Raw genomic sequence first — 22,135 nt, 5'->3', positions numbered from 1 at the left:
GACAAATTCCCTGGAGAGAATGCTCATGCAACATGCGATCACCTTTGTTATCGCTTCAGCGTGTATCCTTATGATCTGCTACCGTTTATACGGTATCTTTTTTGTTCGTAAGGTTTTGCGCGTCGATGACAGTGAAATAACACCTTCCCACACCTTCGAAGATGGTAAAGATTACGTTCCAACTAAAAAATGGGTGAACTTTGGTAGCCACTTCGCAGCAATCGCTGCGGCTGGTCCCTTGGTTGGCCCTGTGCTGGCAGCCCAATATGGTTATTTACCTGGCTTCCTGTGGTTACTGATTGGTTGTGTTATCGGTGGTGCGGTTCACGACACCGTGGTTCTGTTTGCTTCAATGAAGCATCAGGGCAAATCACTGTCTGAAGTCGCTAAATCAGAGCTCGGCCCAGTAGCAGGTTGGTGTACCGGTCTGGCTATGCTGTTTATCATCACTATTACCATGGCTGGTTTGTCGATGGTGGTGGTACATGCCCTGGAACGTAACCCTTGGGGTACTTTCGCGGTGTTCATGACAATCCCTATCGCTATTTGCGTCGGTTTATGGGAACGCATGACCGGCAGCATGAAAGGGGCTTCTTATGTTGGCATCGCCGCCATTATGGTGTGCGTGTTTGTCGGTCCTTATATTGAAGGTACTTGGCTTGGCGAATGGTTAATGCTGAAAGCCGATACCGTCAGCATTATTTTGCCAATGTATGCTTTCTTTGCGACGGCACTGCCGGTCTGGATGTTATTAACCCCTCGTGGTTACCTCTCTAGCTTTATGAAAATCGGTGTATTTGGCGCATTGATTGTTGGTGTTGTATTTATCAACCCTGAGATTCAATTCCCGGCACTGACACAGTTTATTCATGGTGGTGGCCCAGTTTTGGCCGGGCCAGTGTGGCCGTTCATCTCGATAACTATTGCTTGTGGTGCGATTTCTGGTTTCCATGCCTTTATCGGTTCAGGTACAACACCAAAACAGATCGATAAATGGAGTGATATTTTACCTGTCGGTTTTGGTGCGATGCTGGCCGAATGTATGGTTGGGGTTATGGCCCTGATCGCTGCAACATCCTTGCATCCAGCTGACTACTTCGCGATTAACTCATCTGCTGAAGCCTGGAGTATGCTTGGCATGGATGTGGTTAACCTGCCGAAACTGAGTCAGGAAATCGGTCTGGACTTATATGGCCGTACTGGTGGTGCTGTCACCTTGGCGGTTGGTATGACGGATATCTTCATTCGTGTGCCATGGTTTAGTAGTCTGGCCGCTTACTTCTTCCAGTTCGTTGTTATGTTTGAAGCCGTATTCATCCTGACCGCAGTTGACTCTGGTACTCGTGTTGCTCGCTACTTGCTGCAAGATTTCTTGGGCGATATCTGGGCACCATTGAAACGCACTGATTGGCTACCAGGCACATTAGCTTGTAGTGTTATCGCTTGCGCACTGTGGGGCTATCTCCTGAACTCCGGTGATATCAACTCGGTATGGGCGCTATTTGGTGTATCAAACCAGTTAATGGCTTCTGTTGGGTTAATCATTGGTGCCACTATCATTCTGCGTTTGGCGACTAAACGGATTTACATGCTGACCTGTGTTATCCCACTGGCCTATCTGTTTGTTACCGTAAACTATGCTGGTTACTGGATGATCACCCACGTGTATTTCAACTCAGCAGCAAAAGGTTACAACCTATTCAATGGCATCATCTCTATTATCATGATGACACTGGGTGTAATCATCTTGATATCCGCACTGAAAAAATGGCGTGAACTGTGGATCCGCAGATCAGCCGAAATGGCGGGCAACAAAGTAGTCACTGCTAACGCCTGATAAACTAAATTTATTGTATTAATTTGTCAGAACGGTCGGAATCTTCCGGCCGTTTATTTTTTGTTAAGCCAAAATGTCGACACATTGCGTATGCTAATGGCAACTTTATTGATAACAGGAAAATACCTGTGACCCTGAATGATGTCATTACCGCCACTATCGATTTTGTTCGCGAACATGAAACATGGGCTATGCCTATCGTGTTTATTCTTGCTTTCGGTGAGTCACTCGCTTTTATCTCCTTGCTTCTACCTGCAACAGTTATCTTGCTCGGATTGGGCGCATTAATTGGTGAAAGTGGTATTTCCTTCTGGCCAATTTGGGCCGCTGCCGTGGCCGGTGCATTCTTTGGTGATTGGCTCTCTTATTGGGTCGGTGACCATTACAAGGATCGCGTCGGCACCATGTGGCCACTTTCTCGTAATCCTCAGCTACTGGTTCGCGGTCATATATTCTTTGAACGTTGGGGATTCTTTGGTGCCTTTATTGGCCGTTTCTTTGGCCCTCTGCGTGCAGCCGTTCCGCTGGTGGCCGGTATTTGTGGCATGCCAAAGTTCTATTTCCAGTTAGCTAACATCACTTCCGCCTTAATTTGGGCATTCGGTATTTTGGCTCCAGGTGCATTTGGTATTCAGTGGCTTTCTCACTGGATAGATTAACCCTACTTAGGCATATAGTGCGTCATCAGCGCTCTACGGCTGACAGTTTTAGCCTATTTCTTTGTGGCAAAGTAAGTACTTTTTGAACTGCTTATTATTTATGCGTACCGCTTCGCAAGATGGCATGTAACGGAAAAACACTCTGGACATCCATACAGTATCCCCTTACCTTGACTAACAATAGGTTAATGGGGAGATAACCGTGGATATCAGTTTATTTTATGGGCTGGGGGGCTGTCTGCTTGGTGGCCTTATTGGTTGGCTGATTGCCAGCTTGCATCAGCAGCGTAATAAAGCACAGCAGGATATTGAACGGCGGTTACTGGAACAGGCATTACAACAGTCTCAGCAGAATACCGCAGAATTACAGACTGCTTTACAACGTAATGAACAACAATTACGGCAAGGTGAGTTAGAGCTACGTAATTTACATAGCCAGCTAGCGGCAAATGCAGAGAAACTACAGCAGTTGGCCCATTGGCGCGATGAATGCGAGCAACTTAATCAAGAGTTACGCGCTCAAAGGGAAGTGAATAGCGCGCAAGAGGCCGAACTACGCGAAGTGACTATTCGCCTGGAAGAAACCCGCCTGACCGCAGAAGAAAAGCAGCGTTTGCTCCTTAATAGCGAACAGCGGCTAACCACTCAGTTTGAAAATCTGGCAAACCGTATCTTTGAACAAACTGGCCGCCGTGCGGATGAACAGAATAAGCAGAGTTTGGATCGCTTATTGCTGCCTCTACGAGAGCAGTTAGATGGTTTCCGTCGGCAGGTTCAGGATAGCTTTGGGCAAGAAGCGCGCGAACGCCATACTTTGACCCATGAAATCCGTAGCTTGCAACAGCTCAATGCTCAAATGGCGCGCGAAGCATTAAACCTGACGAAAGCACTCAAAGGGGATAATAAAACGCAAGGAAACTGGGGCGAAGTTGTTTTAGCTAAAGTGCTCGAAGCTTCAGGTCTGCGTGAAGGTTATGAGTATCAAACCCAAGTTAGCGTAAAAATCGATAACAATAACCGTATGCAGCCGGATGTTATCGTTCGCTTGCCACAGGGTAAAGATGTCGTCATTGACGCTAAAATGTCGCTGGTGGCTTATGAGCGCTATTTTAATAGCGAAGATGATACTGAACGAGACGCAGCATTAAATGAGCATTTATCCTCGCTACGCGCCCATATTCGAATGCTGGGCCGCAAAGATTATCAGCAACTTCCCGGCTTACGTTCGCTTGATTATGTTTTGATGTTTATCCCGGTAGAACCCGCCTTTCTGGTTGCGATAGACCGCCAGCCAGAATTGATCAGTGAAGCATTACAGCACAATATTATGCTGGTTAGCCCGACAACACTACTGGTGGCTCTACGAACTATTACTAACTTATGGCGATATGAGCACCAAAGCCAAAATGCGCAACGCATCGCAGAAAGAGCAGCCAAACTCTATGACAAATTGCGCTTATTTGTTGATGATATGGAGTCATTAGGGCAAAGCCTCGATAAAGCTCAGCTAAGTTATCGTCAGGCAATGAACAAACTGTCGCAAGGCCGTGGTAACCTGATAGGGCAAGTTGAAGGTTTTCGCACTCTGGGGGTCGAGGTAAAACGACCTATTAGCCCGTCACTGGCAGAGAAAGCCAGTATGGAGGAAAGCCCAGAGAGCGATTTAGCGCTATCCGATGATGCAGAATCCGCAATCAATGATTCTGCACCGCTGAAGTACTAGGGTTAGTTGCATGTTCCTCTTCTGTATGATGTTGAGAAGACTGCGATTAAGCAGTTACCTTAATACCAGGTGAGGTGGGGCTTTCATCGGAGTTCTGGTACACTTCCTCGAAAGATTGACTGAAAAGCAGGCACAGAAAATGGTAGATCAGGACAAGGAAACCACTCATTTTGGTTTTCGCACCGTAGCCAAAGAACAGAAAGAAGGCATGGTGGCAGAAGTTTTTCATTCCGTAGCCGCCAAATACGATCTGATGAATGACCTGATGTCGTTCGGTGTTCACCGTATTTGGAAGCGTTTTACTATTGACTGTAGCGGTGTTAGGCGCGGTCAACGAGTATTGGATCTAGCTGGTGGTACCGGAGATTTAACGGCTAAATTCTCTCGGCTGGTGGGAGAACAGGGCGAAGTCGTTCTGGCTGATATCAATGAATCTATGCTGCGTATGGGCCGTGAAAAGCTGCGTGATAAAGGCATCGTTGGTAATGTCAGCTATGTACAGGCCAATGCTGAGGCCCTACCTTTCCCTGATAATTACTTCGATTGCATCACCATTTCATTCGGTTTGAGAAATGTCACCGAAAAAGAAAAGGCGTTACGTTCTATGTTTCGGGTACTAAAGCCCGGCGGTCGCTTGTTAGTTCTCGAATTCTCTAAACCACTTCTGGCACCTTTGAGCAAAGCCTATGATGCTTACTCTTTCCATATTCTACCTAAGATTGGTGAGCTTGTGGCACAGGACTCTGAAAGCTACCGCTATTTGGCGGAGTCTATTCGGATGCATCCTGACCAAGAAACACTGAAAGGCATGATGATGGATGCCGGGTTTGAAAACGTAACCTATTCCAATTTAACCGGTGGCATCGTTGCGTTACATCGGGGCTTTAAGTTCTAACAGGAATGGGGTTATGCCGCTAAAATCACTGATATTTAGACCTTTGTCACTGAAACCAACTTTACTGTTGCCACTAATTACAGCCGCTATAGAAACATCACTCAATAGTGTGCTATTTCGCGATAAAAGCATGAAAGCTGCGCGTTTACGCTTGGCAGGGAAAGTTCTGCGCATCGAGTTACGCGAGATAAGCTTCCCACTGCTGTTCGTTTTTAGTGAACGGCAGGTAGATGTTTTAAGCCAATGGGATGGTGAAGCGGATTGCATCGTGAAAACAGAAGTTGCTGTGTTGGCAAAATTGCGAGACCGTCAGCAACTCTCACCCTTGATGCGCAGTGGCGAACTGATTGTCGAAGGTGATATTCAGGTGGTTCAACAACTTGCTGCGCTATTGGATCTTGCTGAGTGGGAGCCTGCAGAATGGTTGGCTCCCTACATCGGTGATATTGCCGCTGAATCCATAGGGCAGGTAGTGCATAAAAGTAGTCGTTTTCTTGGTAAGCAGTTACGGCAGCAGCAACATTACTTGGCTGACGCAATAACTGAAGAATGGAAAATAGCGCCGGCACCACTAGAGGTTGTGTGGTTTAACGAAGAGGTGGATGCCACTGTTCGTGCCACAGAGGCTTTAAGTGCCAGGTTGGCAACTATGGAGACAAAACAATGACGCCAGGAGAACTTCGGCGCCTGTATCTCATTATTCGGGTTTTCTTAAGCTATGGGCTGGAAGAATTAATTCCGAAGATACGTTTGACGTTGCCATTACGTATTGGTCGTCATCTGTTTTTCTGGCTGCCTAATCGCCATAAAGATAAACCCTTGGGTGAGCGTTTACGTCTCGCTTTACAGGAGTTAGGACCCGTCTGGATCAAATTTGGCCAGATGATGTCCACGCGCCGTGATCTTTTCCCGCCAGCCATTGCTGATCAACTGGCGTTATTGCAGGACAGAGTTGCTCCATTTGATGGTGCGCTTGCACGCAAGCAGATTGAAATCGCTATGGGTGGGCCGTTAGAAACATGGTTCGACGATTTTGAACAGCAAGCTTTGGCCTCTGCTTCTATTGCTCAGGTACATACGGCGCGCTTAAAAGAGAACGGCCAGGAAGTTGTACTGAAAGTTATTCGCCCTGATATTTTGCCGATTATTAAAGCCGACGTCCGCTTAATGTATCGTCTTGCTGGCTGGGTACCTAAGCTTTTACCTGATGGCCGCAGATTGCGTCCACGGGAAGTCGTGCGTGAATATGAAAAAACGCTGCTTGATGAGCTGAATCTGTTACGTGAAGCCGCTAACGCTATTCAATTACGCCGCAATTTTGAAGACAGCCCCATGCTCTATATTCCTGAGGTCTATTCAGACTATTGCCGGGAAAGCGTATTGGTGATGGAACGTATTTACGGCATACCTGTATCTGATATTGCTGCTTTAGAAGATCAAGGTACAAATATGAAATTGTTGGCGGAACGTGGAGTGCAAGTTTTCTTCACTCAGGTTTTCCGTGACAGCTTTTTCCATGCGGATATGCATCCTGGGAACATTTTTGTTAGCTATGAGCATCCTCACGACCCACTGTACATCGGGATTGACTGCGGTATTGTTGGTTCGTTAAACAAAGCAGATAAACGCTATCTCGCTGAAAATTTTATTGCTTTCTTTAACCGCGATTACCGGCGAGTTGCTGAGTTGCATGTTGATTCGGGCTGGGTACCTCGTGATACCAATGTTGAAGATTTTGAGTTCGCTATTCGTACCGTTTGTGAGCCAATTTTTGAAAAGCCCCTGGCAGAAATATCATTCGGGCATGTGTTATTGAATCTCTTTAACACAGCACGTCGCTTTAATATGGAAGTACAGCCTCAGTTGGTTCTGTTACAGAAAACGTTGCTGTATGTTGAGGGTTTAGGGCGTCAACTCTATCCCCAGCTTGATCTCTGGACGACAGCGAAGCCGTTTCTTGAAAGCTGGTTACGGGACCAGGTTGGCTTACCCGCGGTAATTCGTGCATTGAAAGAGAAGGCGCCGTTCTGGGCAGAGAAGTTCCCAGAGCTACCGGAACTCGTTTATGACAGCTTGCAACAGCACAAATTATTGCAACAAAGTGTCGATAAACTCACTACACAGATACAAGGCCAGCAACAACGTCAAGGGCAGTCACGGTATTTGTTCGGGGTTGGCGCTACACTATTAGTCAGTGGTACCATTTTATTCTTGGCTGGTGCGGTAGAGATCTCAACGGGATTCATTGTCGCTGGAGTACTGGCCTGGTTTATTGGTTGGCGACGAACCAGTTAACATACTTATTGCATGGTTAATGAGTTATGTAAAAGTTATTCAAGAAGCCATTTATTTGTTCAAGAAGCTATGCGCTAGTTCAAAATGCGGTAAGTTAGATAGGTATTCACAGAGGTTATATGACGTATAATGCGGCCCTCTGTGGAATAACCCTTGTATATAGAGGTGAATGTAATGGGTGGTATAAGTATTTGGCAGTTATTAATCATTGCCGTGATTGTTGTTCTGCTGTTTGGTACTAACAAGCTGCGGACATTAGGGTCAGATCTAGGTGCGTCCATCAAAGGTTTTAAAAAAGCGATAGGTGATGAACCAAAAGACGCTCCAACTGATGCTGATAAGACCAGCAATGATGCTGATTTTGCAAAATCGATTGCAGAAAAGCAGCAACAGCCGGTAGTCAAAGCTGAAGAGCCTACTAAGAGTCACGACAAAGAGCAGGGATAAGCTGTGTTCGACATCGGGTTTAGTGAACTGCTACTGATACTTGTTATTGGTCTGGTCGTGCTTGGGCCAGAACGGCTGCCGGTTGCTGTAAGAACAGTCGCCGGCTGGATTCGGACATTGCGCTCACTCGCGGCAACAGTGCAAAACGAATTGGCACAAGAACTTAAGTTGCAAGAGTTGCAAGACAGTCTGAAAAAAGCAGAACAGGCTGGTTTGCAGAACCTGACACCTGAGCTGAAAGCCTCAATGGATGAACTCAAAGAGGCTGCGGAGGCGCTGAAGCGTTCTTATCATTCTGATATTGCTTCGGAAGCGCCACATACGATCCATAATCCGTTGGTAACCGAGCCAGAAGCAATTCATGATGGCGTTACCCCTGCTGAATCGGCGACGCAAGCTGAAGCTTCACCTCAGGCACCGAGCACTAATGAGGTGGGCACCTCGACTGTGGTTGAAACTGCCCTTGATAACGTCGAGAAACCCATTGTTCAGGTTAAGGCATTCTCTGAGTCTATCCCTTCAGTAGAGAGGGAGGCTGTGCCAGTTACAAACCCCCCTGTAACCAAGGCGAACGCAGCCACAATTGACTCCCATAGCACAGATTCAATCAGTGCTGACCAACCTCGAACTCACCAACCTGACGGCGATCGGTAAACATGGCTGTTGATGATACCCAACCCCTTATCACTCATTTGATAGAACTGCGTAAGCGGCTATTGAATTGTATTATCACTATTTTAGTGGTTTTTTTAGCATTGGTTTTTTTTGCCAATGATATCTATCACTTGGTTTCAGCACCGTTGATCAAACAACTGCCTGTTGGCTCCAGTATGATCGCAACTGATGTTGCATCCCCGTTCTTTACCCCGATTAAATTGACCATGATGGTCTCGGTGTTTGTTTCTGCACCGATGATCCTCTATCAGGTTTGGGCATTTATAGCCCCTGCGCTGTATAAACATGAGCGCCGCCTGATGGTTCCACTGCTGATATCCAGCAGTTTCTTGTTTTATCTGGGTATGGCATTTGCCTATTTTATCGTTTTCCCGTTAGCTTTTGGTTTTTTTGCCAAAACAGCGCCGGAAAGCGTATTGATTGCGACGGATATCACCAAATACCTTGATTTTGTTATGGCGCTATTTATGGCGTTTGGTATTTCTTTCGAAGTCCCGATCGCCATCATTCTTCTATGCTGGGCTGGGGTAACAACACCTGAAGCATTGAAGAAAAAACGTCCTTATGTATTTGTCGGTGCTTTTGTCGTGGGCATGCTCCTTACGCCACCTGATGTGCTGTCACAGACATTATTGGCCATTCCAATGTATCTGTTATTTGAACTGGGTGTGTTCTTTGCTCGTTTTTATACTGGCAAACAACGGCGCGCAGATATTGAGGAAGAGGATGAAGACAGCGATAACCATCCGAAAGCCCCTTAACTCTCTGTTTTGATGTTTAGCCGCCCTCTGGGGCGGCTTCTGTTTTGGAACGTACATGTTTGATATTGGTGTGAATTTAACCAGCGCGCAATTTACCAAAGATTGTCCTCAGGTTATTGCTCGCGCAAAAGAAGCTGGGGTTAGCGGGATGCTGATTACCGGTACTGATGCCGAAGAGAGTCAGGCCGCACTTGAGCTTGCCACAGCCAACGCGGGTTACTGCTGGTCAACCGCAGGGGTTCATCCTCATCATGCGAGTAGCTGGCAAATATCGGTAGAGCAGCAAATCAGAACATTGGCGGCAGATACCTCGGTAGTCGCCATCGGTGAGTGTGGGCTAGATTTTAACCGCAACTTCTCTACACCAGCAGAGCAAGAAATCGCATTTACTGCCCAGCTTGCACTGGCAGCAGAGCTTTCTTTGCCTGTTTTCTTACATTGTCGTGAAGCTCACGAACGTTTTATCACTCTGCTTTCGCCTTGGTTAGATAAAATCCCCGCTGCTGTTGTGCATTGTTTTACGGGCACTGCTGATGAGCTAGATTCTTGCCTGGCGTTGGGTCTATCTATTGGTATCACCGGTTGGGTTTGTGATGAACGCCGAGGCCTTGAGCTAAGATCACTACTGCCGCGCATTCCCGTTCAACAATTGTTGCTGGAAACTGATGCCCCTTATTTATTGCCAAGGGATATACATCCAAAACCTGCATCCCGTCGCAATGAACCTTGCTTTCTGCCTCATATCGTCCAGCAGGTTGCTGTCTGGCGACAAGAAGACCCTCAATGGCTGGGACAGAAAACTGATGAAAACGCCCGCCGGATTTTCCGGTTGGTTTGAGTTAGGAGAACAATATGAGCTATGCATTCCCGGGCACCTTTCCTGGTCGCCGTATGCGCCGTGTGCGCCGTCATGATTTCAGTCGCCGACTGGTCGCTGAAAATCAACTGACAGTCAATGACCTGATCTATCCGGTGTTCGTCATGGAAGGAAATAACCAGCAGCAAGCGGTTTCATCCATGCCCGGAGTCTCGCGCATGACGATTGACCTGTTGGTAAAAGAAGCTGAGGCCATTGCCAAGCTTGGTGTTCCGGTCATCTCGTTGTTCCCTGTTATTGAGTCAGGCCTGAAATCATTACATGCGGAAGAAGCCTATAACCCAAATGGCTTGGTACAACGAACTGTACGTGCTTTAAAAGATGCAGTACCTGAGTTAGGTATTCTTACCGATGTCGCACTCGACCCTTACACAACCCACGGGCAAGATGGCGTCATTGATGCTGACGGGTATGTCATTAACGACATCACCAAAGAGATTTTAGTGCGTCAGGCATTGTCACATGCAGAAGCCGGAGCCGAGATTGTTGCTCCGAGCGATATGATGGATGGCCGCATTGGGGCTATTCGCGATCAGTTAGAACTGCAAGGGTTGGTAAATACGCAAATCATGGCGTACTCAGCGAAATATGCCTCTTGCTACTATGGCCCATTCCGCGATGCTATTGGCTCTAGCAGCAATTTAAAAGGCGGCAACAAGAAAACCTATCAAATGGACCCGGCCAACAGTGATGAAGCTTTGCAAGAGATAGCCCAGGACTTGCAGGAAGGCGCTGATATGGTCATGGTCAAGCCAGGAATGCCATATCTGGATGTGGTGCGTCGGGTGAAAGATACCTTTGGGGTTCCAACTTTTGCGTATCAGGTTTCGGGTGAATATGCGATGCACATGGCAGCCATTCAAAATGGCTGGCTGCAAGAAAAACCGACGGTAATGGAGTCACTATTATGCTTTAAACGTGCAGGTGCGGATGGGGTATTAACCTATTTTGCTAAGCAAGTTGCACAATGGCTTCATGACGATCAAATGCAGCGCTAACTCTTTGCATATAAACTATAAGGTAGGTATGGATGTACCTACCTCGATTTATTTCTATACTGGGATATTATTGTTTTTCGAACTGACGATTATCCAAGCTTTGCAGCACTTGGCTATTGAGCATATTCAGCAGCAACATTGAGCGAGCCTCGCCATCTGGCTCGGTATAAATCGCCTGTAGCCCAGAAAAAATACCCTCGGTAATTGTCACCACATCACCAGGTACAGGGACTTCTGGCGCAATGATTCTATCTGCAGTGTGAGATTGCATCTCAGCGATAACCAGTGCTGGAATCACCGCGGGTTGCACACCAAATCGGACAAAGTGGCTTACACCTCGAGTGGCACTTATCGTGGTGGTATGAATATGTTCCGGATCAAACTCCACGAACAGATAATTAGGAAATAACGCTTCTGTCGTTTCAGCCCGTTTTCCGCGCACTATCTTCTCGATAGTCACTATCGGCGTCCAGCAGTTCACTTTTTGCCGCTCTAGATGCTCTTTAGCGCGTAAAAGCTGGCCACGTTTACAATATAATAAATGCCAATATTTCATAATTTCACATGCCTTTAGGTACTACTTGGCAGCATAACAAAAGTGGCGATATATAAACAGTGAGGATAAATGGGCATTTAGAGCCTATTGATTGTTATACAAAGATTTAGCCTATTTCCCACTGATGAAATGATATTTGGATTGATAGTTGTTAATAGCAGAGAGCAGCATGATATCTTTTCGAGTGAGCCCGTATCCATTTTTAACAAAAAGACAGCAACTGCTATAAAGACAGCCTATAATGGCGCATCACATAGCCGCCGAAATGATCAGCATGAAATACCGTGACTTACGTGACTTCCTCTCGTTGCTGGAACAGAGGGGTGAACTTAAACGTATTAGCCAGCCTATTGATCCCTATCTGGAAATGACAGAAATTGCCGACCGCACCTTGCGTGCTGGCGGGCCTGCATTACTTTTTGAAAATCCTAAGGGTTACAGCATGCCAGTGCTGTGTAACTTGTTTGGCACCGCCAAGCGGGTAGCCATGGGGATGGGACAAGAGGATGTCAGCGCACTGCGCGATGTTGGTAAGCTGTTGGCTTTCTTGAAAGAACCCGATCCTCCGAAGGGATTTCGCGATCTATTCGATAAACTGCCGAAATTTAAGCAGGTATTGAATATGCCGACGAAATGCTTAAGTTCCGCTCCTTGCCAGGAACAAGTCTGGGAAGGGGACGATGTCGACTTGAGCCGAATCCCAGTCATGCATTGCTGGCCTGAGGATGCTGCACCCTTGGTTTCCTGGGGGCTGACGGTCACTCGTGGCCCGCATAAAGAGCGTCAAAACCTGGGTATCTATCGCCAGCAAGTTTTAGGCAAAAACAAATTAATTATGCGCTGGTTATCCCATCGTGGTGGCGCGCTAGATTATCAAGAGTGGTGTGAAGCTCATCCCGGTGAACGTTTCCCGGTGGCTGTGGCGCTTGGTGCTGATCCAGCAACCATCTTGGCGGCGGTAACGCCAGTGCCCGACACACTGTCTGAATATGCTTTTGCTGGCTTACTGCGTGGGCACAAAACAGAAGTTGTGAAGTGTCTTTCCAATGACCTTGAAGTGCCTGCCAGTGCAGAAATTGTATTGGAAGGATATATTGAGCAGGGCGATATGGCTCCGGAAGGTCCTTATGGTGACCATACGGGTTATTACAACGAGATTGACAGCTTCCCAGTCTTTACCGTTACCCATATTACCCAGCGCAAAGATGCAATTTACCATTCCACTTATACTGGCCGTCCTCCGGATGAACCGGCGGTGATGGGGGTTGCACTGAATGAAGTATTTGTCCCTATTTTGCAAAAGCAGTTCCCAGAGATTGTTGATTTCTATCTGCCACCAGAAGGCTGTTCATACCGTCTGGCGGTAGTGACAATAAAGAAACAGTATGCAGGCCATGCTAAACGCGTGATGATGGGCGTTTGGTCGTTTTTACGCCAGTTTATGTATACAAAATTTGTTATTGTTTGCGATGATGATATTAATGCGCGTGATTGGAATGATGTTATTTGGGCGATTACCACCCGGATGGACCCATCCCGCGATACGGTGTTAATTGAAAACACGCCAATTGATTATTTGGATTTCGCCTCACCGGTTTCCGGTTTGGGATCGAAAATGGGGCTGGATGCCACCAACAAATGGCCAGCTGAGACTTCGCGTGAATGGGGGCGTCCAATTAAAATGGATGAAGAAGTCCGCGCCCGTGTTGATGCTATTTGGGATGAACTCGCCATTTTCAGTGACAAAGAGACGAAACGCTAACCGGCGTCGTTCTTGTCCTTGGTTTTGCATTTGATGACCCGACAGAGGGAAGGCATGACAACTTTAAGCTGTAAAGTAACCTCCGTAGAGGCCATTACCGATACGGTGTACCGGGTGCAATTGGTGCCTGCATCTGCATTTTCTTTCCGTGCTGGGCAGTATTTGATGGTAGTAATGGACGAGCGTGATAAGCGCCCATTCTCTATGGCATCCACGCCATTGCAGCAAGATTTTATTGAGCTGCATATTGGGGCTTCGGAACTGAATTTGTATGCCATGGCCGTGATGGACAGAATTCTGAAAGAGAAAACACTGGATGTGGATATCCCTCATGGTGAGGCATGGTTCCGTGAGGGCAGTCACCGTCCATTGCTTCTTATTGCCGGCGGCACTGGTTTTTCCTATGCGCGCTCAATTTTGTTAGCGGCGTTAGCGGAACGGCCTGATCGTGAAGTCTCTATCTATTGGGGAGGCCGCGAAGCCGTGCATTTATACGATCTAAACGAGCTGGAAGCGCTGTCGGTTAAATATCCACAATTGAAAGTTATCCCGGTGGTCGAGCAACCTGAAGAGGGCTGGCGTGGCCGTACCGGAACAGTGCTGAGTGCGGTATTGCAAGACTACGGCTCTCTCGCTGAGCAGGATATCTATATCGCCGGTCGTTTTGAAATGGCGAAAATTGCCCGTGAGCGTTTTTGTGCTGAACGTAGCGCGCAGGAAGCGCATATCTATGGTGATGCTTTTGCCTTTATCTGAGTGAATGATTTTATTCAGAATAAAAAAGCCCGCCCCTGACAGGCGGGAAAACGGCAACTAAACACCAGGTACAGCGGTTATCAGGGCCTGTATTCAGGCCCTTAATGTTTTTTAGATAAGATATTCAGAGATTAGACGCGTTCAAAGACGGTCGCGATGCCTTGGCCCAAGCCGATGCACATGGTTGCCAGACCAAACTGCACGTCACGGCGTTCCATCAGATTGAGCAATGTGGTAGAGATTCGCGCCCCTGAACAACCCAATGGATGGCCTAATGCAATGGCCCCGCCATTCAGGTTTACCTTATCATCCATGCTTTCCAGCAAACCCAAACCTTTCAGACAAGCCAGTGATTGCGCGGCAAAAGCCTCATTTAATTCAAATAAACCAATATCTTCCAGTTTTAACCCAGCACGTTTTAATGCTAGTTGACTGGCGGGTACTGGGCCATATCCCATAATCGAAGGGTCACAACCGACGACCGCCATTGAGCGAATACGGGCGCGCGGTGTTAAACCTAATGATTTTGCACGAGATTCACTCATGATAAGCATGGCTGAAGCACCATCAGAAAGTGCCGACGATGTTCCGGCCGTCACGGTGCCGTTCACGGGATCAAAGGCTGGGCGCAGAGCTGCCAGACCGGCTAGATTGGTTTCAGGGCGAATAACTTCATCGAAATCAAAGCGTGTTAAGATGCCGTCAGCGTCATGTCCATTGGTCGCGACTATCTCATTGGCAAAATGGCCCGCTTGCGTCGCCGCATAGGCACGTTGATGAGAACGAACAGCAAACTCATCTTGTGATTGGCGGCTGATATTGTGGATTTTTGCTAACATTTCAGCGGTTAACCCCATCATGCCCGCCGCTTTAGCCACAGTACGGCCCATGCCCGGATGGAAATCGACACCGTGATTCATTGGCACATGGCCCATATGTTCCACGCCACCAATCAAGCTAACTTGTGCATCACCCACCATAATAGCTCGGGCGCCATCATGCAGAGCCTGCATAGATGAACCACATAGGCGGTTCACTGTCACTGCGGGAACGCTATGCGGGATTTCAGCCAACAAAGAGGCATTGCGGGCGATATTAAAGCCCTGCTCTAGCGTTTGTTGCACGCAGCCCCAATAAATATCATCGATTTCGGCAGCATTCAGCCCAGGATTGCGGCTTAAAACTTCCCGCATTAAGTGAGCCGAGAGATCTTCTGCTCGAACCTGACGGAATGCGCCGCCTTTAGAGCGGCCCATCGGCGTGCGGACGGCATCAATAATGACTACATTTTCCATGTTTTCAGACCTCATGCCGGTTGACTGGTAGAAACATCAAGCAGCGCTGCTGCCACAGGATAATAACTTTCGTTATGTTCAGCTTTGGCTCTCAGCCCTGCCGGGACGTGATACAGCGCGCCAAGGTGAGCATAACGTTGCGCCATCTCGACATAATTTGCACTGCCGATAGTATCAAGGTAACGGAAGACACCGCCGTGGAATGGAGGGAAGCCCAGACCATAAACTAATGCCATGTCACCCTCAGCCGGGCTGGCAATAATGCCTTCTTCCAGACACCGCACAACTTCATTGATCATCGGTATCATGGTGCGCGCGATAATATCTGCGTCACTAAATTTCTGAGCCGGTTGGCTGACTTGTGCCAGTAACCCATCGACTTGCTCGTCATTTTCTTTACGTGGCTTGCCTTTGGCATCTTGGGTATAACGGTAGAAACCTTGGCCATTTTTCTGACCAAAGCGTTGATTATCAAACATTACATCAACTGCATCGCGATAATCTTTATTCATGCGATCTGGGAAGCCAACAGCCATCACAGCTTGTGCATGATGCGCAGTATCAATTCCCACCACATCTAGCAGATAAGCCGGACCCATTGGCCAGCCAAACTGTTTTTCCATCACTTTATCAATTTGACGGAAATCGCCACCGTCTCTGACCAGCATGCCAAAGCCAGCCAGATACGGGAATAAGACGCGGTTAACGAAGAAACCCGGGCAATCATTCACCACAATTGGGGTTTTGCCCATTTGTGTGGCATATGCCACAACGGCGGCAATAGTTTTATCTGAGGTTTTCGCGCCACGAATAATTTCAACCAGCGGCATACGATGAACGGGGTTAAAGAAGTGCATGCCGCAGAAGTTTTCAGGGCGTTTCAGTGATTTAGCTAATTGATCGATTGGAATGGTCGATGTATTAGAGGCTAAAACCGTTTCTTCACCAATCAGCGCTTCAACCTCTGCCAAAACAGCGGCTTTCACTTTTGGATTTTCCACCACAGCTTCTACGATAACTTGCGCACGTTCAATTCCGGCATAATCCAGTGTTGGCTGGATGGTTGCCAAAATATTCGCCATTTTCAGGCCATCGACTTTACCGCGCTCCAGCTGTTTATTGAGCAGCTTGGCGGCTTCATTCATGCCAAGGGTCAACGATTTGTCATTAATATCTTTCATAATGACTGGCACGCCTTTCAGCGCCGATTGATAGGCAATCCCACCGCCCATAATCCCAGCACCCAATACGGCAGCTTGTTTTGGTGCACTGACACCTTTGGACAGTTTTTTGGCCTGACCTTTAACATATTGGTCATTAAGGAAAATACCGACCAGCGCTCGAGCTTCATTAGAACCGGCCAATGGCACAAAGCTATTGGTTTCCAGTTTCAATGCTTCGGTTCGGCCAAACTTCGCTGCAGCTTCGATAGTTTTGACCGCGGTCAATGGGGCTGGATAGTGTTTACCCGCGACTTGCATGACCATGCCTTTGGCAATGGTAAAGCACATGGTGGCTTCAGTTGGGTTGAGTTTTAGTGGCTCTAATTTCGGACGGCGTGCAGCTTGCCAATCGAGCTTTCCGTCAATCGCCTGTTTCAGCATGATTAAAGCAGCATCAGCCAGCTTTTCAGGGGCAACAACGGCATCAACCAGCCCAACTTTTAGGGCATCTTTGGCAATAATATCTTTGCCAGCCGCAATGATTTCCAATGCACTGTCAGCACCTAGTAAGCGCGGCAAACGCACGGAACCGCCAAAGCCCGGCATGATACCAAGTTTGGTTTCCGGCAGACCGATACGGGTTTCTGGCGATGCAACACGGAAATCAGTAGCAAGAATACATTCACAGCCACCACCCAATGCGTAGCCATTGATGGCAGAAATAGTCGGGACCGGTAAGTCTTCCAAACGATTGAAGATATCGTTGGCGAAGACCAGCCATTGGTGCAGCTTTTCGGGTGGCGCATTAAACAGAGACAGAAACTCGGTGATATCGGCACCGACAATAAAGGCCGCCTTGGCGGAACGCAGCAGTAACCCTTTAAGTTCGCTTTGTTTTTCCAGCACAGCCAGGGCTTCACCCAGATTGGCTACAGTTTTGGTATCCAGTTTATTAACTGAACCCGGTGCATCAAACACCAACTCGGCGATGCCGTTTTCCAGCCAGTGAAGCTGCAGTGTTTCGCTTTGGTAGAGCATATCTATCTCCTGAATAAGCGCATGTGATCTGGTATGACCAGATATTCAGGAAGTGTGGATATTTTGTTAATGAAATGCAAACAAGAGATTGATTTTTTGCAGTGAAGATCACAGTCAATTAGAAGGGTTAGTTGATTTTTATCATGTTTATTCGTGGCGTTTGAGCGGTTAAATAATCAATTTATTGTGGGTTGTAACGTATTTTTCAGACAGATAAGCGGTCGCCGGAACATGGCTTTGGCGACTATGATAAGATGAAAAAATTAAGTTCTAATAGCAAAGGGTACTGTGATGGAAACGCTGGCTTCTTTATATAACGAACATTTGTCCACCCTACAACAGCGCACCCGCGATGTGCTGGAGCGTCATCAGCTAGACGCTTTACTGATTCACTCCGGTGAATTACAACGCATTTTCCTTGATGATCGTGATTATCCCTTTAAAGTTAACGCCCAATTCAAAGCTTGGGTGCCAGTGACGCAAGTCCCAAACTGCTGGTTATGGGTTGATGGGGTCAATACGCCGAAGTTATGGTTTTACTCCCCAGTTGACTATTGGCACAGTGTGGAGCCATTGCCAGACAGTTTCTGGACAAAATCGATCGATATCCAACCATTAGCTAATGCAGATGATATTGCGCAGCAATTACCTGTGCAGCGGGATCGCGTAGCCTATATTGGATATGCGCAGCACCGCGCTCAGGCTCTGGGTTTCAGCGCCGAAAACATCAATCCGCAGCCGGTGTTAGATTATCTGCATTTCTACCGTTCTTATAAAACGGACTATGAGCTGGCATGTATGCGCGAAGCGCAAAAAATGGCGGTCACCGGGCATCGGGCCGCTCATGAAGCATTCCAATCAGGAATGAGTGAGTTTGACATCAATCTGGCGTATCTGATGGCCACAGGCCACCGTGATACTGATGTGCCTTACGATAATATTGTTGCGCTGAATGAACACTCTGCTGTGCTTCACTACACCACCTTACAGCATCAGCCACCGGCAGAAATACGCAGCTTCTTGATGGATGCAGGTGCTGAATACAATGGCTATGCTGCTGACCTGACGCGGACTTATGCCGCTGATAGTGATAGCGATTTTGCAGCGCTGATCCAAGATTTGAATGATGAGCAGCTTGCACTGATCAAAACCATCAAAAGTGGTGAGCGCTATACTGATTATCACGTCCAGATGCATCAGCGCATTGCCAAGTTACTGCGCTCTCATAATCTGGTCACTGGGATCAGTGAAGATGCCATGGTCGAACAAGGAATTACCTGCCCATTCTTACCTCACGGGCTAGGCCATCCTCTTGGGTTACAAGTGCATGATACTGCTGGTTTTATGCAGGATGATACCGGTACTCACCTGAGCGCGCCAACCAAGTATCCTTATCTGCGTTGCACACGAATTCTGCAACCTCGCATGGTGCTCACCATCGAGCCGGGCCTCTACTTTATCGAATCTCTGCTGGCCCCATGGCGCTCAGGGGAGTTTAGTCAGCACTTCAATTGGGATCGTATTGATGCGCTGAAGCCTTTTGGTGGTATTCGTATAGAAGATAATATCGTTATTCACGATAATCGGGTTGAGAACATGACACGTGACCTGAAGCTGGCCTGATGCAGCCTTATCTGATACCTGCGGCTCCGGTGACTATCAGCGAAGAGATCAAAAAAAGTCGTTTTATCACCCTACTGGCACATACCTGTGGGGTGAATGAAGCGAAGGATTTTATTCAGCAGGTTAAGCAACAACATCCTACAGCCCGGCATCATTGCTGGGCTTTTGTTGCCGGTACACCAACAGATTCACAGCAATTAGGCTTTTCCGATGATGGTGAACCCTCGGGTACTGCGGGCAAACCTATTCTGGCTCAGCTTATGGGCAGTCATATTGGTGAAATTACTGCTGTGGTTGTGCGTTACTATGGCGGTATAAAGCTGGGGACTGGCGGGCTGGTCAGGGCGTACGGTAGTGGTGTTCAGCAAGCGTTAAAACAGATTGAAGTAAAATATAAAGTCCCGCAGGTAGAATATACTTTGCAGTGTGACTATGCGCAGCTTGCGATGGTAGAAACACTATTACAGCAGGTTGAAGGCCAGATTTTACAGAGTGAATATGCACAACTCGTGACACTTCATCTCTCATTGCCAGCAACTCAAGCCAGTCAGGTCGGGGATAAATTGCGTGATCTCAGTCGTGGTACGTTGCAATTGACGCCCATTTCGCAATAATCCCCATCCAAGTGAATTGCTAAGGAACGTGCCGGAATGCATTTTCGTGCCATAACCCGTATTGTTGGCCTGCTGGTCATCTTATTCTCCGGGACAATGTTTATTCCCGGGCTAGTGGCCTTGATCTATCGTGATGGTGCCGGCCGTGCCTTCAGCGAAACCTTTTTTGTTGCTCTGGCGATCGGTCTTTTGCTTTGGCTACCAAACCGAAAACAGAAGCATGAGTTGAAGCCTCGCGAGGGTTTTCTCATTGTCGTGCTGTTCTGGACGGTGCTGGGCAGTGTCGGGGCATTACCTTTCTTATTCTCTGAGCGGCCAAACCTCTCCTTAACTGATGCATTTTTTGAATCATTCTCCGGTTTGACCACCACTGGGGCGACCACGCTAGTGGGATTGGATTCACTGCCTAAAGCTATTTTATTCTATCGGCAAATGCTGCAATGGCTTGGTGGTATGGGGATCATTGTGCTGGCTGTGGCAATCTTACCTATTCTGGGGGTCGGGGGGATGCAGCTCTATCGAGCAGAAATGCCCGGCCCGTTGAAAGACAATAAGATGCGGCCCCGAATTGCTGAAACCGCTAAAACGCTGTGGCTTATCTATGTATTACTGACGATTGCCTGTGCGCTTTCCCTGTGGGGCGCGGGCATGTCGGTGTTTGATGCTATCTCTCACAGCTTTTCTACTATAGCTATTGGCGGCTTCTCGACCCATGACGCCAGTATCGGTTACTTCAACAGCCCAACGATTAACACCATTATTGGTATTTTCTTACTGATCTCCGGGTGTAACTTTGGTCTGCACTTTGCGGTGCTCAGTGGCCGCAGTTTGAAAGTGTATTGGCGTGACCCCGAATTCCGTATGTTTATCTTCGTACAATTGACCTTGGTTATCGTGTGCACCCTAGTGCTCTGGCAACATAATGTGTACAAGTCGGGCATGGAAACGCTAAACCAGGCGTTTTTCCAAGTGGTATCAATGGCGACCACGGCGGGCTTCACCACTGACAGTATTTCTAAGTGGCCTTTGTTCTTGCCAATACTCTTATTATGCTCTGCATTTATTGGGGGATGTGCGGGGTCGACCGGTGGTGGCCTGAAAGTTATCCGTATCCTGTTGCTCTATCTGCAAGGTTCGCGTGAGTTAAAACGTTTGGTTCATCCGAATGCAGTTTATACCATTAAGCTCGGGCGGCGGGCGTTGCCGGAAAGGATATTGGAGGCTGTCTGGGGGTTCTTCTCCGCCTATGCTTTGGTTTTCATCATTAGTATGTTGGCGATTATCGCGACGGGTGTTGATGAGTTCTCTGCTTTTGCGGCAGTCACCGCAACTTTGAACAATCTTGGGCCAGGCCTGGGGGTTGTTGCTGATAACTTTACCTCTATGAACCCAGCGGCGAAATGGATACTGGTGATAACCATGTTATTTGGTCGACTAGAAGTCTTCACCTTACTGGTTCTTTTCACCCCAACATTCTGGCGTGAGTAATTCTGCATAAGGAACATTGCTATGAAAGTACTGATATTTTACTCCAGCCGAGATGGTCAAACGAAAACCATCGCTTCCTATATAGCTAAGGAGTTATCAGTGGCTGCCACCTGTGAAATACAGGATTTGGCAGAAGTGGGGCAAATCGATCTGGGCCAATACCAGCAAGTGATGATTGGTGCCTCTGTGCGTTATGGGCATTTCAACCCAAGCTTGAGCAAATTCGTCAACAAACACGTCGAACAGCTAAATCAAATGCCGAGTGCATTCTTTGCAGTCAATCTGACCGCACGTAAGCCAGAAAAGCGCTCGCCACAAACTAATGCCTATGTCCGTAAGTTTTTGCTCAGCACACCTTGGCAACCTACATTGTGCACTGTATTCGCTGGAGCCCTGCGTTATCCCCGCTATCGTTGGATAGATCGGGTGATGATTCAACTTATTATGCGTATGACGGGCGGAGAAACTGATACCAGTAAAGAAGTTGAGTATACGGATTGGCAACAGGTAAGCAGTTTTGCTCAGGATTTCTCGGCATTGTCGTACAAAAAATAACAATAGTGGCGGTTATCACAGCAAATCGTTGAAATAAAACACGGTTGAAAAGTTTTTTCAAATTAGGGGTTGCAGGCTGTCAGGAACTCCCTATAATGCGCCTCCACTGACCGGGAAC

Annotated in this window: 20 protein-coding genes; 17 read left to right on the top strand and 3 right to left on the bottom strand. The window is 47.6% G+C overall.

Features of this window, described 5'->3' with window-relative positions; all coding sequences use genetic code 11:
- The first annotated feature begins 25 nt into the window (after nt 1–25).
- From FTA96_RS10860 to hemB, 11 genes are all read left to right on the top strand, one after another.
- Nucleotides 26–1,837: a carbon starvation CstA family protein gene (locus tag FTA96_RS10860; RefSeq protein ID WP_050123870.1), complete on the top strand. Its 1,812-nt coding sequence runs from the start codon at nt 26–28 to the stop codon at nt 1,835–1,837.
- A 128-nt stretch (nt 1,838–1,965) separates the two neighbouring features.
- Entirely contained in the window at nt 1,966–2,496 is a 531-nt protein-coding gene (locus FTA96_RS10855) for a DedA family protein (protein ID WP_050109780.1), read from the top strand.
- A 202-nt stretch (nt 2,497–2,698) separates the two neighbouring features.
- Nucleotides 2,699–4,219 (top strand): DNA recombination protein RmuC, encoded by a 1,521-nt coding sequence (gene rmuC, locus FTA96_RS10850; RefSeq protein ID WP_050109782.1) that lies wholly within the window; start codon nt 2,699–2,701, stop codon nt 4,217–4,219.
- Between the two features lie 139 nt (nt 4,220–4,358).
- Nucleotides 4,359–5,114 (top strand): bifunctional demethylmenaquinone methyltransferase/2-methoxy-6-polyprenyl-1,4-benzoquinol methylase UbiE, encoded by a 756-nt coding sequence (gene ubiE, locus FTA96_RS10845; RefSeq protein WP_050109784.1) that lies wholly within the window; start codon nt 4,359–4,361, stop codon nt 5,112–5,114.
- Nucleotides 5,115–5,127: 13 nt separating this feature from the next.
- Complete coding sequence (ubiJ, locus tag FTA96_RS10840; RefSeq protein ID WP_186371932.1) at nt 5,128–5,781, top strand: ubiquinone biosynthesis protein UbiJ; 654 nt, start codon at nt 5,128–5,130, stop codon at nt 5,779–5,781.
- Nucleotides 5,778–7,409 carry a ubiquinone biosynthesis regulatory protein kinase UbiB gene (gene ubiB / locus FTA96_RS10835; protein WP_050109787.1) on the top strand — a complete coding sequence of 544 codons (1,632 nt, stop codon included), beginning with the start codon at nt 5,778–5,780 and terminating at the stop codon, nt 7,407–7,409. Before ubiJ ends, ubiB begins: the two co-directional genes overlap by 4 nt.
- A 174-nt stretch (nt 7,410–7,583) precedes the next feature.
- Nucleotides 7,584–7,856 (top strand): twin-arginine translocase TatA/TatE family subunit, encoded by a 273-nt coding sequence (tatA, locus tag FTA96_RS10830; protein WP_050109788.1) that lies wholly within the window; start codon nt 7,584–7,586, stop codon nt 7,854–7,856.
- A gap of 3 nt (nt 7,857–7,859) precedes the next feature.
- On the top strand, nt 7,860–8,510 hold the full coding sequence (gene tatB / locus FTA96_RS10825; RefSeq protein ID WP_145573808.1) for a Sec-independent protein translocase protein TatB: 651 nt from the start codon (nt 7,860–7,862) through the stop codon (nt 8,508–8,510).
- A 2-nt stretch (nt 8,511–8,512) separates the two neighbouring features.
- Nucleotides 8,513–9,292: a Sec-independent protein translocase subunit TatC gene (gene tatC, locus FTA96_RS10820; RefSeq protein WP_050109791.1), complete on the top strand. Its 780-nt coding sequence runs from the start codon at nt 8,513–8,515 to the stop codon at nt 9,290–9,292.
- A 55-nt stretch (nt 9,293–9,347) separates the two neighbouring features.
- Complete coding sequence (gene tatD / locus FTA96_RS10815) at nt 9,348–10,130, top strand: 3'-5' ssDNA/RNA exonuclease TatD (RefSeq protein ID WP_134956658.1); 783 nt, start codon at nt 9,348–9,350, stop codon at nt 10,128–10,130.
- A gap of 14 nt (nt 10,131–10,144) precedes the next feature.
- Nucleotides 10,145–11,167: a porphobilinogen synthase gene (gene hemB / locus FTA96_RS10810; protein ID WP_050109794.1), complete on the top strand. Its 1,023-nt coding sequence runs from the start codon at nt 10,145–10,147 to the stop codon at nt 11,165–11,167.
- A gap of 67 nt (nt 11,168–11,234) precedes the next feature.
- Here hemB and rfaH read toward each other — a convergent pair whose 3' ends face one another.
- On the bottom strand, nt 11,235–11,723 hold the full coding sequence (gene rfaH, locus FTA96_RS10805; protein ID WP_050109796.1) for a transcription/translation regulatory transformer protein RfaH: 489 nt from the start codon (nt 11,721–11,723) through the stop codon (nt 11,235–11,237).
- A gap of 265 nt (nt 11,724–11,988) precedes the next feature.
- Between rfaH and ubiD the strand changes: the two genes are divergently transcribed.
- Together ubiD and fre are read left to right on the top strand one after the other, a co-directional pair.
- Nucleotides 11,989–13,485 (top strand): 4-hydroxy-3-polyprenylbenzoate decarboxylase, encoded by a 1,497-nt coding sequence (ubiD, locus tag FTA96_RS10800; RefSeq protein WP_050109813.1) that lies wholly within the window; start codon nt 11,989–11,991, stop codon nt 13,483–13,485.
- A 54-nt stretch (nt 13,486–13,539) separates the two neighbouring features.
- The gene (gene fre, locus FTA96_RS10795; protein WP_050109798.1) at nt 13,540–14,241 is read left to right on the top strand and encodes an NAD(P)H-flavin reductase; all 702 of its coding nucleotides are present in this window, start codon (nt 13,540–13,542) and stop codon (nt 14,239–14,241) included.
- Between the two features lie 131 nt (nt 14,242–14,372).
- On the opposite strand, the gene fadA is transcribed toward fre, so the two are convergent.
- Together fadA and fadB are read right to left on the bottom strand one after the other, a co-directional pair.
- Nucleotides 14,373–15,536: an acetyl-CoA C-acyltransferase FadA gene (gene fadA, locus FTA96_RS10790; protein WP_050135727.1), complete on the bottom strand. Its 1,164-nt coding sequence runs from the start codon at nt 15,534–15,536 to the stop codon at nt 14,373–14,375.
- Nucleotides 15,537–15,547: 11 nt separating this feature from the next.
- Nucleotides 15,548–17,737, bottom strand: coding sequence for a fatty acid oxidation complex subunit alpha FadB (gene fadB, locus FTA96_RS10785; RefSeq protein WP_145573806.1), 2,190 nt, complete (start codon nt 17,735–17,737; stop codon nt 15,548–15,550).
- 291 nt (nt 17,738–18,028) lie between these two features.
- Here fadB and pepQ point away from each other — a divergent pair, with 291 nt between their 5' ends.
- Genes pepQ through hemG form a run of 4 tightly spaced genes read left to right on the top strand, consistent with a single transcriptional unit; the run spans nt 18,029 to nt 22,017 of the window.
- The gene (gene pepQ, locus FTA96_RS10780) at nt 18,029–19,360 is read left to right on the top strand and encodes a Xaa-Pro dipeptidase (protein ID WP_145573804.1); all 1,332 of its coding nucleotides are present in this window, start codon (nt 18,029–18,031) and stop codon (nt 19,358–19,360) included.
- Nucleotides 19,360–19,974 (top strand): IMPACT family protein, encoded by a 615-nt coding sequence (locus FTA96_RS10775; protein ID WP_050109806.1) that lies wholly within the window; start codon nt 19,360–19,362, stop codon nt 19,972–19,974. The genes pepQ and FTA96_RS10775 overlap by 1 nt, the downstream gene beginning before the upstream one ends.
- Nucleotides 19,975–20,010: 36 nt before the next feature.
- Nucleotides 20,011–21,462, top strand: coding sequence for a Trk system potassium transporter TrkH (gene trkH, locus FTA96_RS10770; RefSeq protein WP_050109808.1), 1,452 nt, complete (start codon nt 20,011–20,013; stop codon nt 21,460–21,462).
- Between the two features lie 21 nt (nt 21,463–21,483).
- Nucleotides 21,484–22,017 (top strand): menaquinone-dependent protoporphyrinogen IX dehydrogenase, encoded by a 534-nt coding sequence (hemG, locus tag FTA96_RS10765; RefSeq protein WP_145573802.1) that lies wholly within the window; start codon nt 21,484–21,486, stop codon nt 22,015–22,017.
- The last annotated feature ends 118 nt before the right edge of the window (nt 22,018–22,135 follow it).

The sequence above is a fragment of the Yersinia alsatica genome, from assembly GCF_902170305.1.
In the GTDB taxonomy this organism is placed as follows: domain Bacteria; phylum Pseudomonadota; class Gammaproteobacteria; order Enterobacterales; family Enterobacteriaceae; genus Yersinia; species Yersinia alsatica.
Note: the sequence above shows the minus strand (reverse complement) of the source record. Positions and strands in the feature narration are given on the sequence as shown.

Coding starts and splice junctions, on each gene's coding strand:
- FTA96_RS10860 (WP_050123870.1), top strand. CDS start 26: ATGCAACATGCGATCACCTTTGTTATCGCTTCAGCGTGTATCCTTATG.
- ubiE (WP_050109784.1), top strand. CDS start 4,359: ATGGTAGATCAGGACAAGGAAACCACTCATTTTGGTTTTCGCACCGTA.
- ubiJ (WP_186371932.1), top strand. CDS start 5,128: ATGCCGCTAAAATCACTGATATTTAGACCTTTGTCACTGAAACCAACT.
- ubiB (WP_050109787.1), top strand. CDS start 5,778: ATGACGCCAGGAGAACTTCGGCGCCTGTATCTCATTATTCGGGTTTTC.
- tatA (WP_050109788.1), top strand. CDS start 7,584: ATGGGTGGTATAAGTATTTGGCAGTTATTAATCATTGCCGTGATTGTT.
- tatC (WP_050109791.1), top strand. CDS start 8,513: ATGGCTGTTGATGATACCCAACCCCTTATCACTCATTTGATAGAACTG.
- tatD (WP_134956658.1), top strand. CDS start 9,348: ATGTTTGATATTGGTGTGAATTTAACCAGCGCGCAATTTACCAAAGAT.
- hemB (WP_050109794.1), top strand. CDS start 10,145: ATGAGCTATGCATTCCCGGGCACCTTTCCTGGTCGCCGTATGCGCCGT.
- rfaH (WP_050109796.1), bottom strand. CDS start 11,723: ATGAAATATTGGCATTTATTATATTGTAAACGTGGCCAGCTTTTACGC.
- ubiD (WP_050109813.1), top strand. CDS start 11,989: ATGATCAGCATGAAATACCGTGACTTACGTGACTTCCTCTCGTTGCTG.
- fre (WP_050109798.1), top strand. CDS start 13,540: ATGACAACTTTAAGCTGTAAAGTAACCTCCGTAGAGGCCATTACCGAT.
- fadA (WP_050135727.1), bottom strand. CDS start 15,536: ATGGAAAATGTAGTCATTATTGATGCCGTCCGCACGCCGATGGGCCGC.
- fadB (WP_145573806.1), bottom strand. CDS start 17,737: ATGCTCTACCAAAGCGAAACACTGCAGCTTCACTGGCTGGAAAACGGC.
- pepQ (WP_145573804.1), top strand. CDS start 18,029: ATGGAAACGCTGGCTTCTTTATATAACGAACATTTGTCCACCCTACAA.
- FTA96_RS10775 (WP_050109806.1), top strand. CDS start 19,360: ATGCAGCCTTATCTGATACCTGCGGCTCCGGTGACTATCAGCGAAGAG.
- trkH (WP_050109808.1), top strand. CDS start 20,011: ATGCATTTTCGTGCCATAACCCGTATTGTTGGCCTGCTGGTCATCTTA.
- hemG (WP_145573802.1), top strand. CDS start 21,484: ATGAAAGTACTGATATTTTACTCCAGCCGAGATGGTCAAACGAAAACC.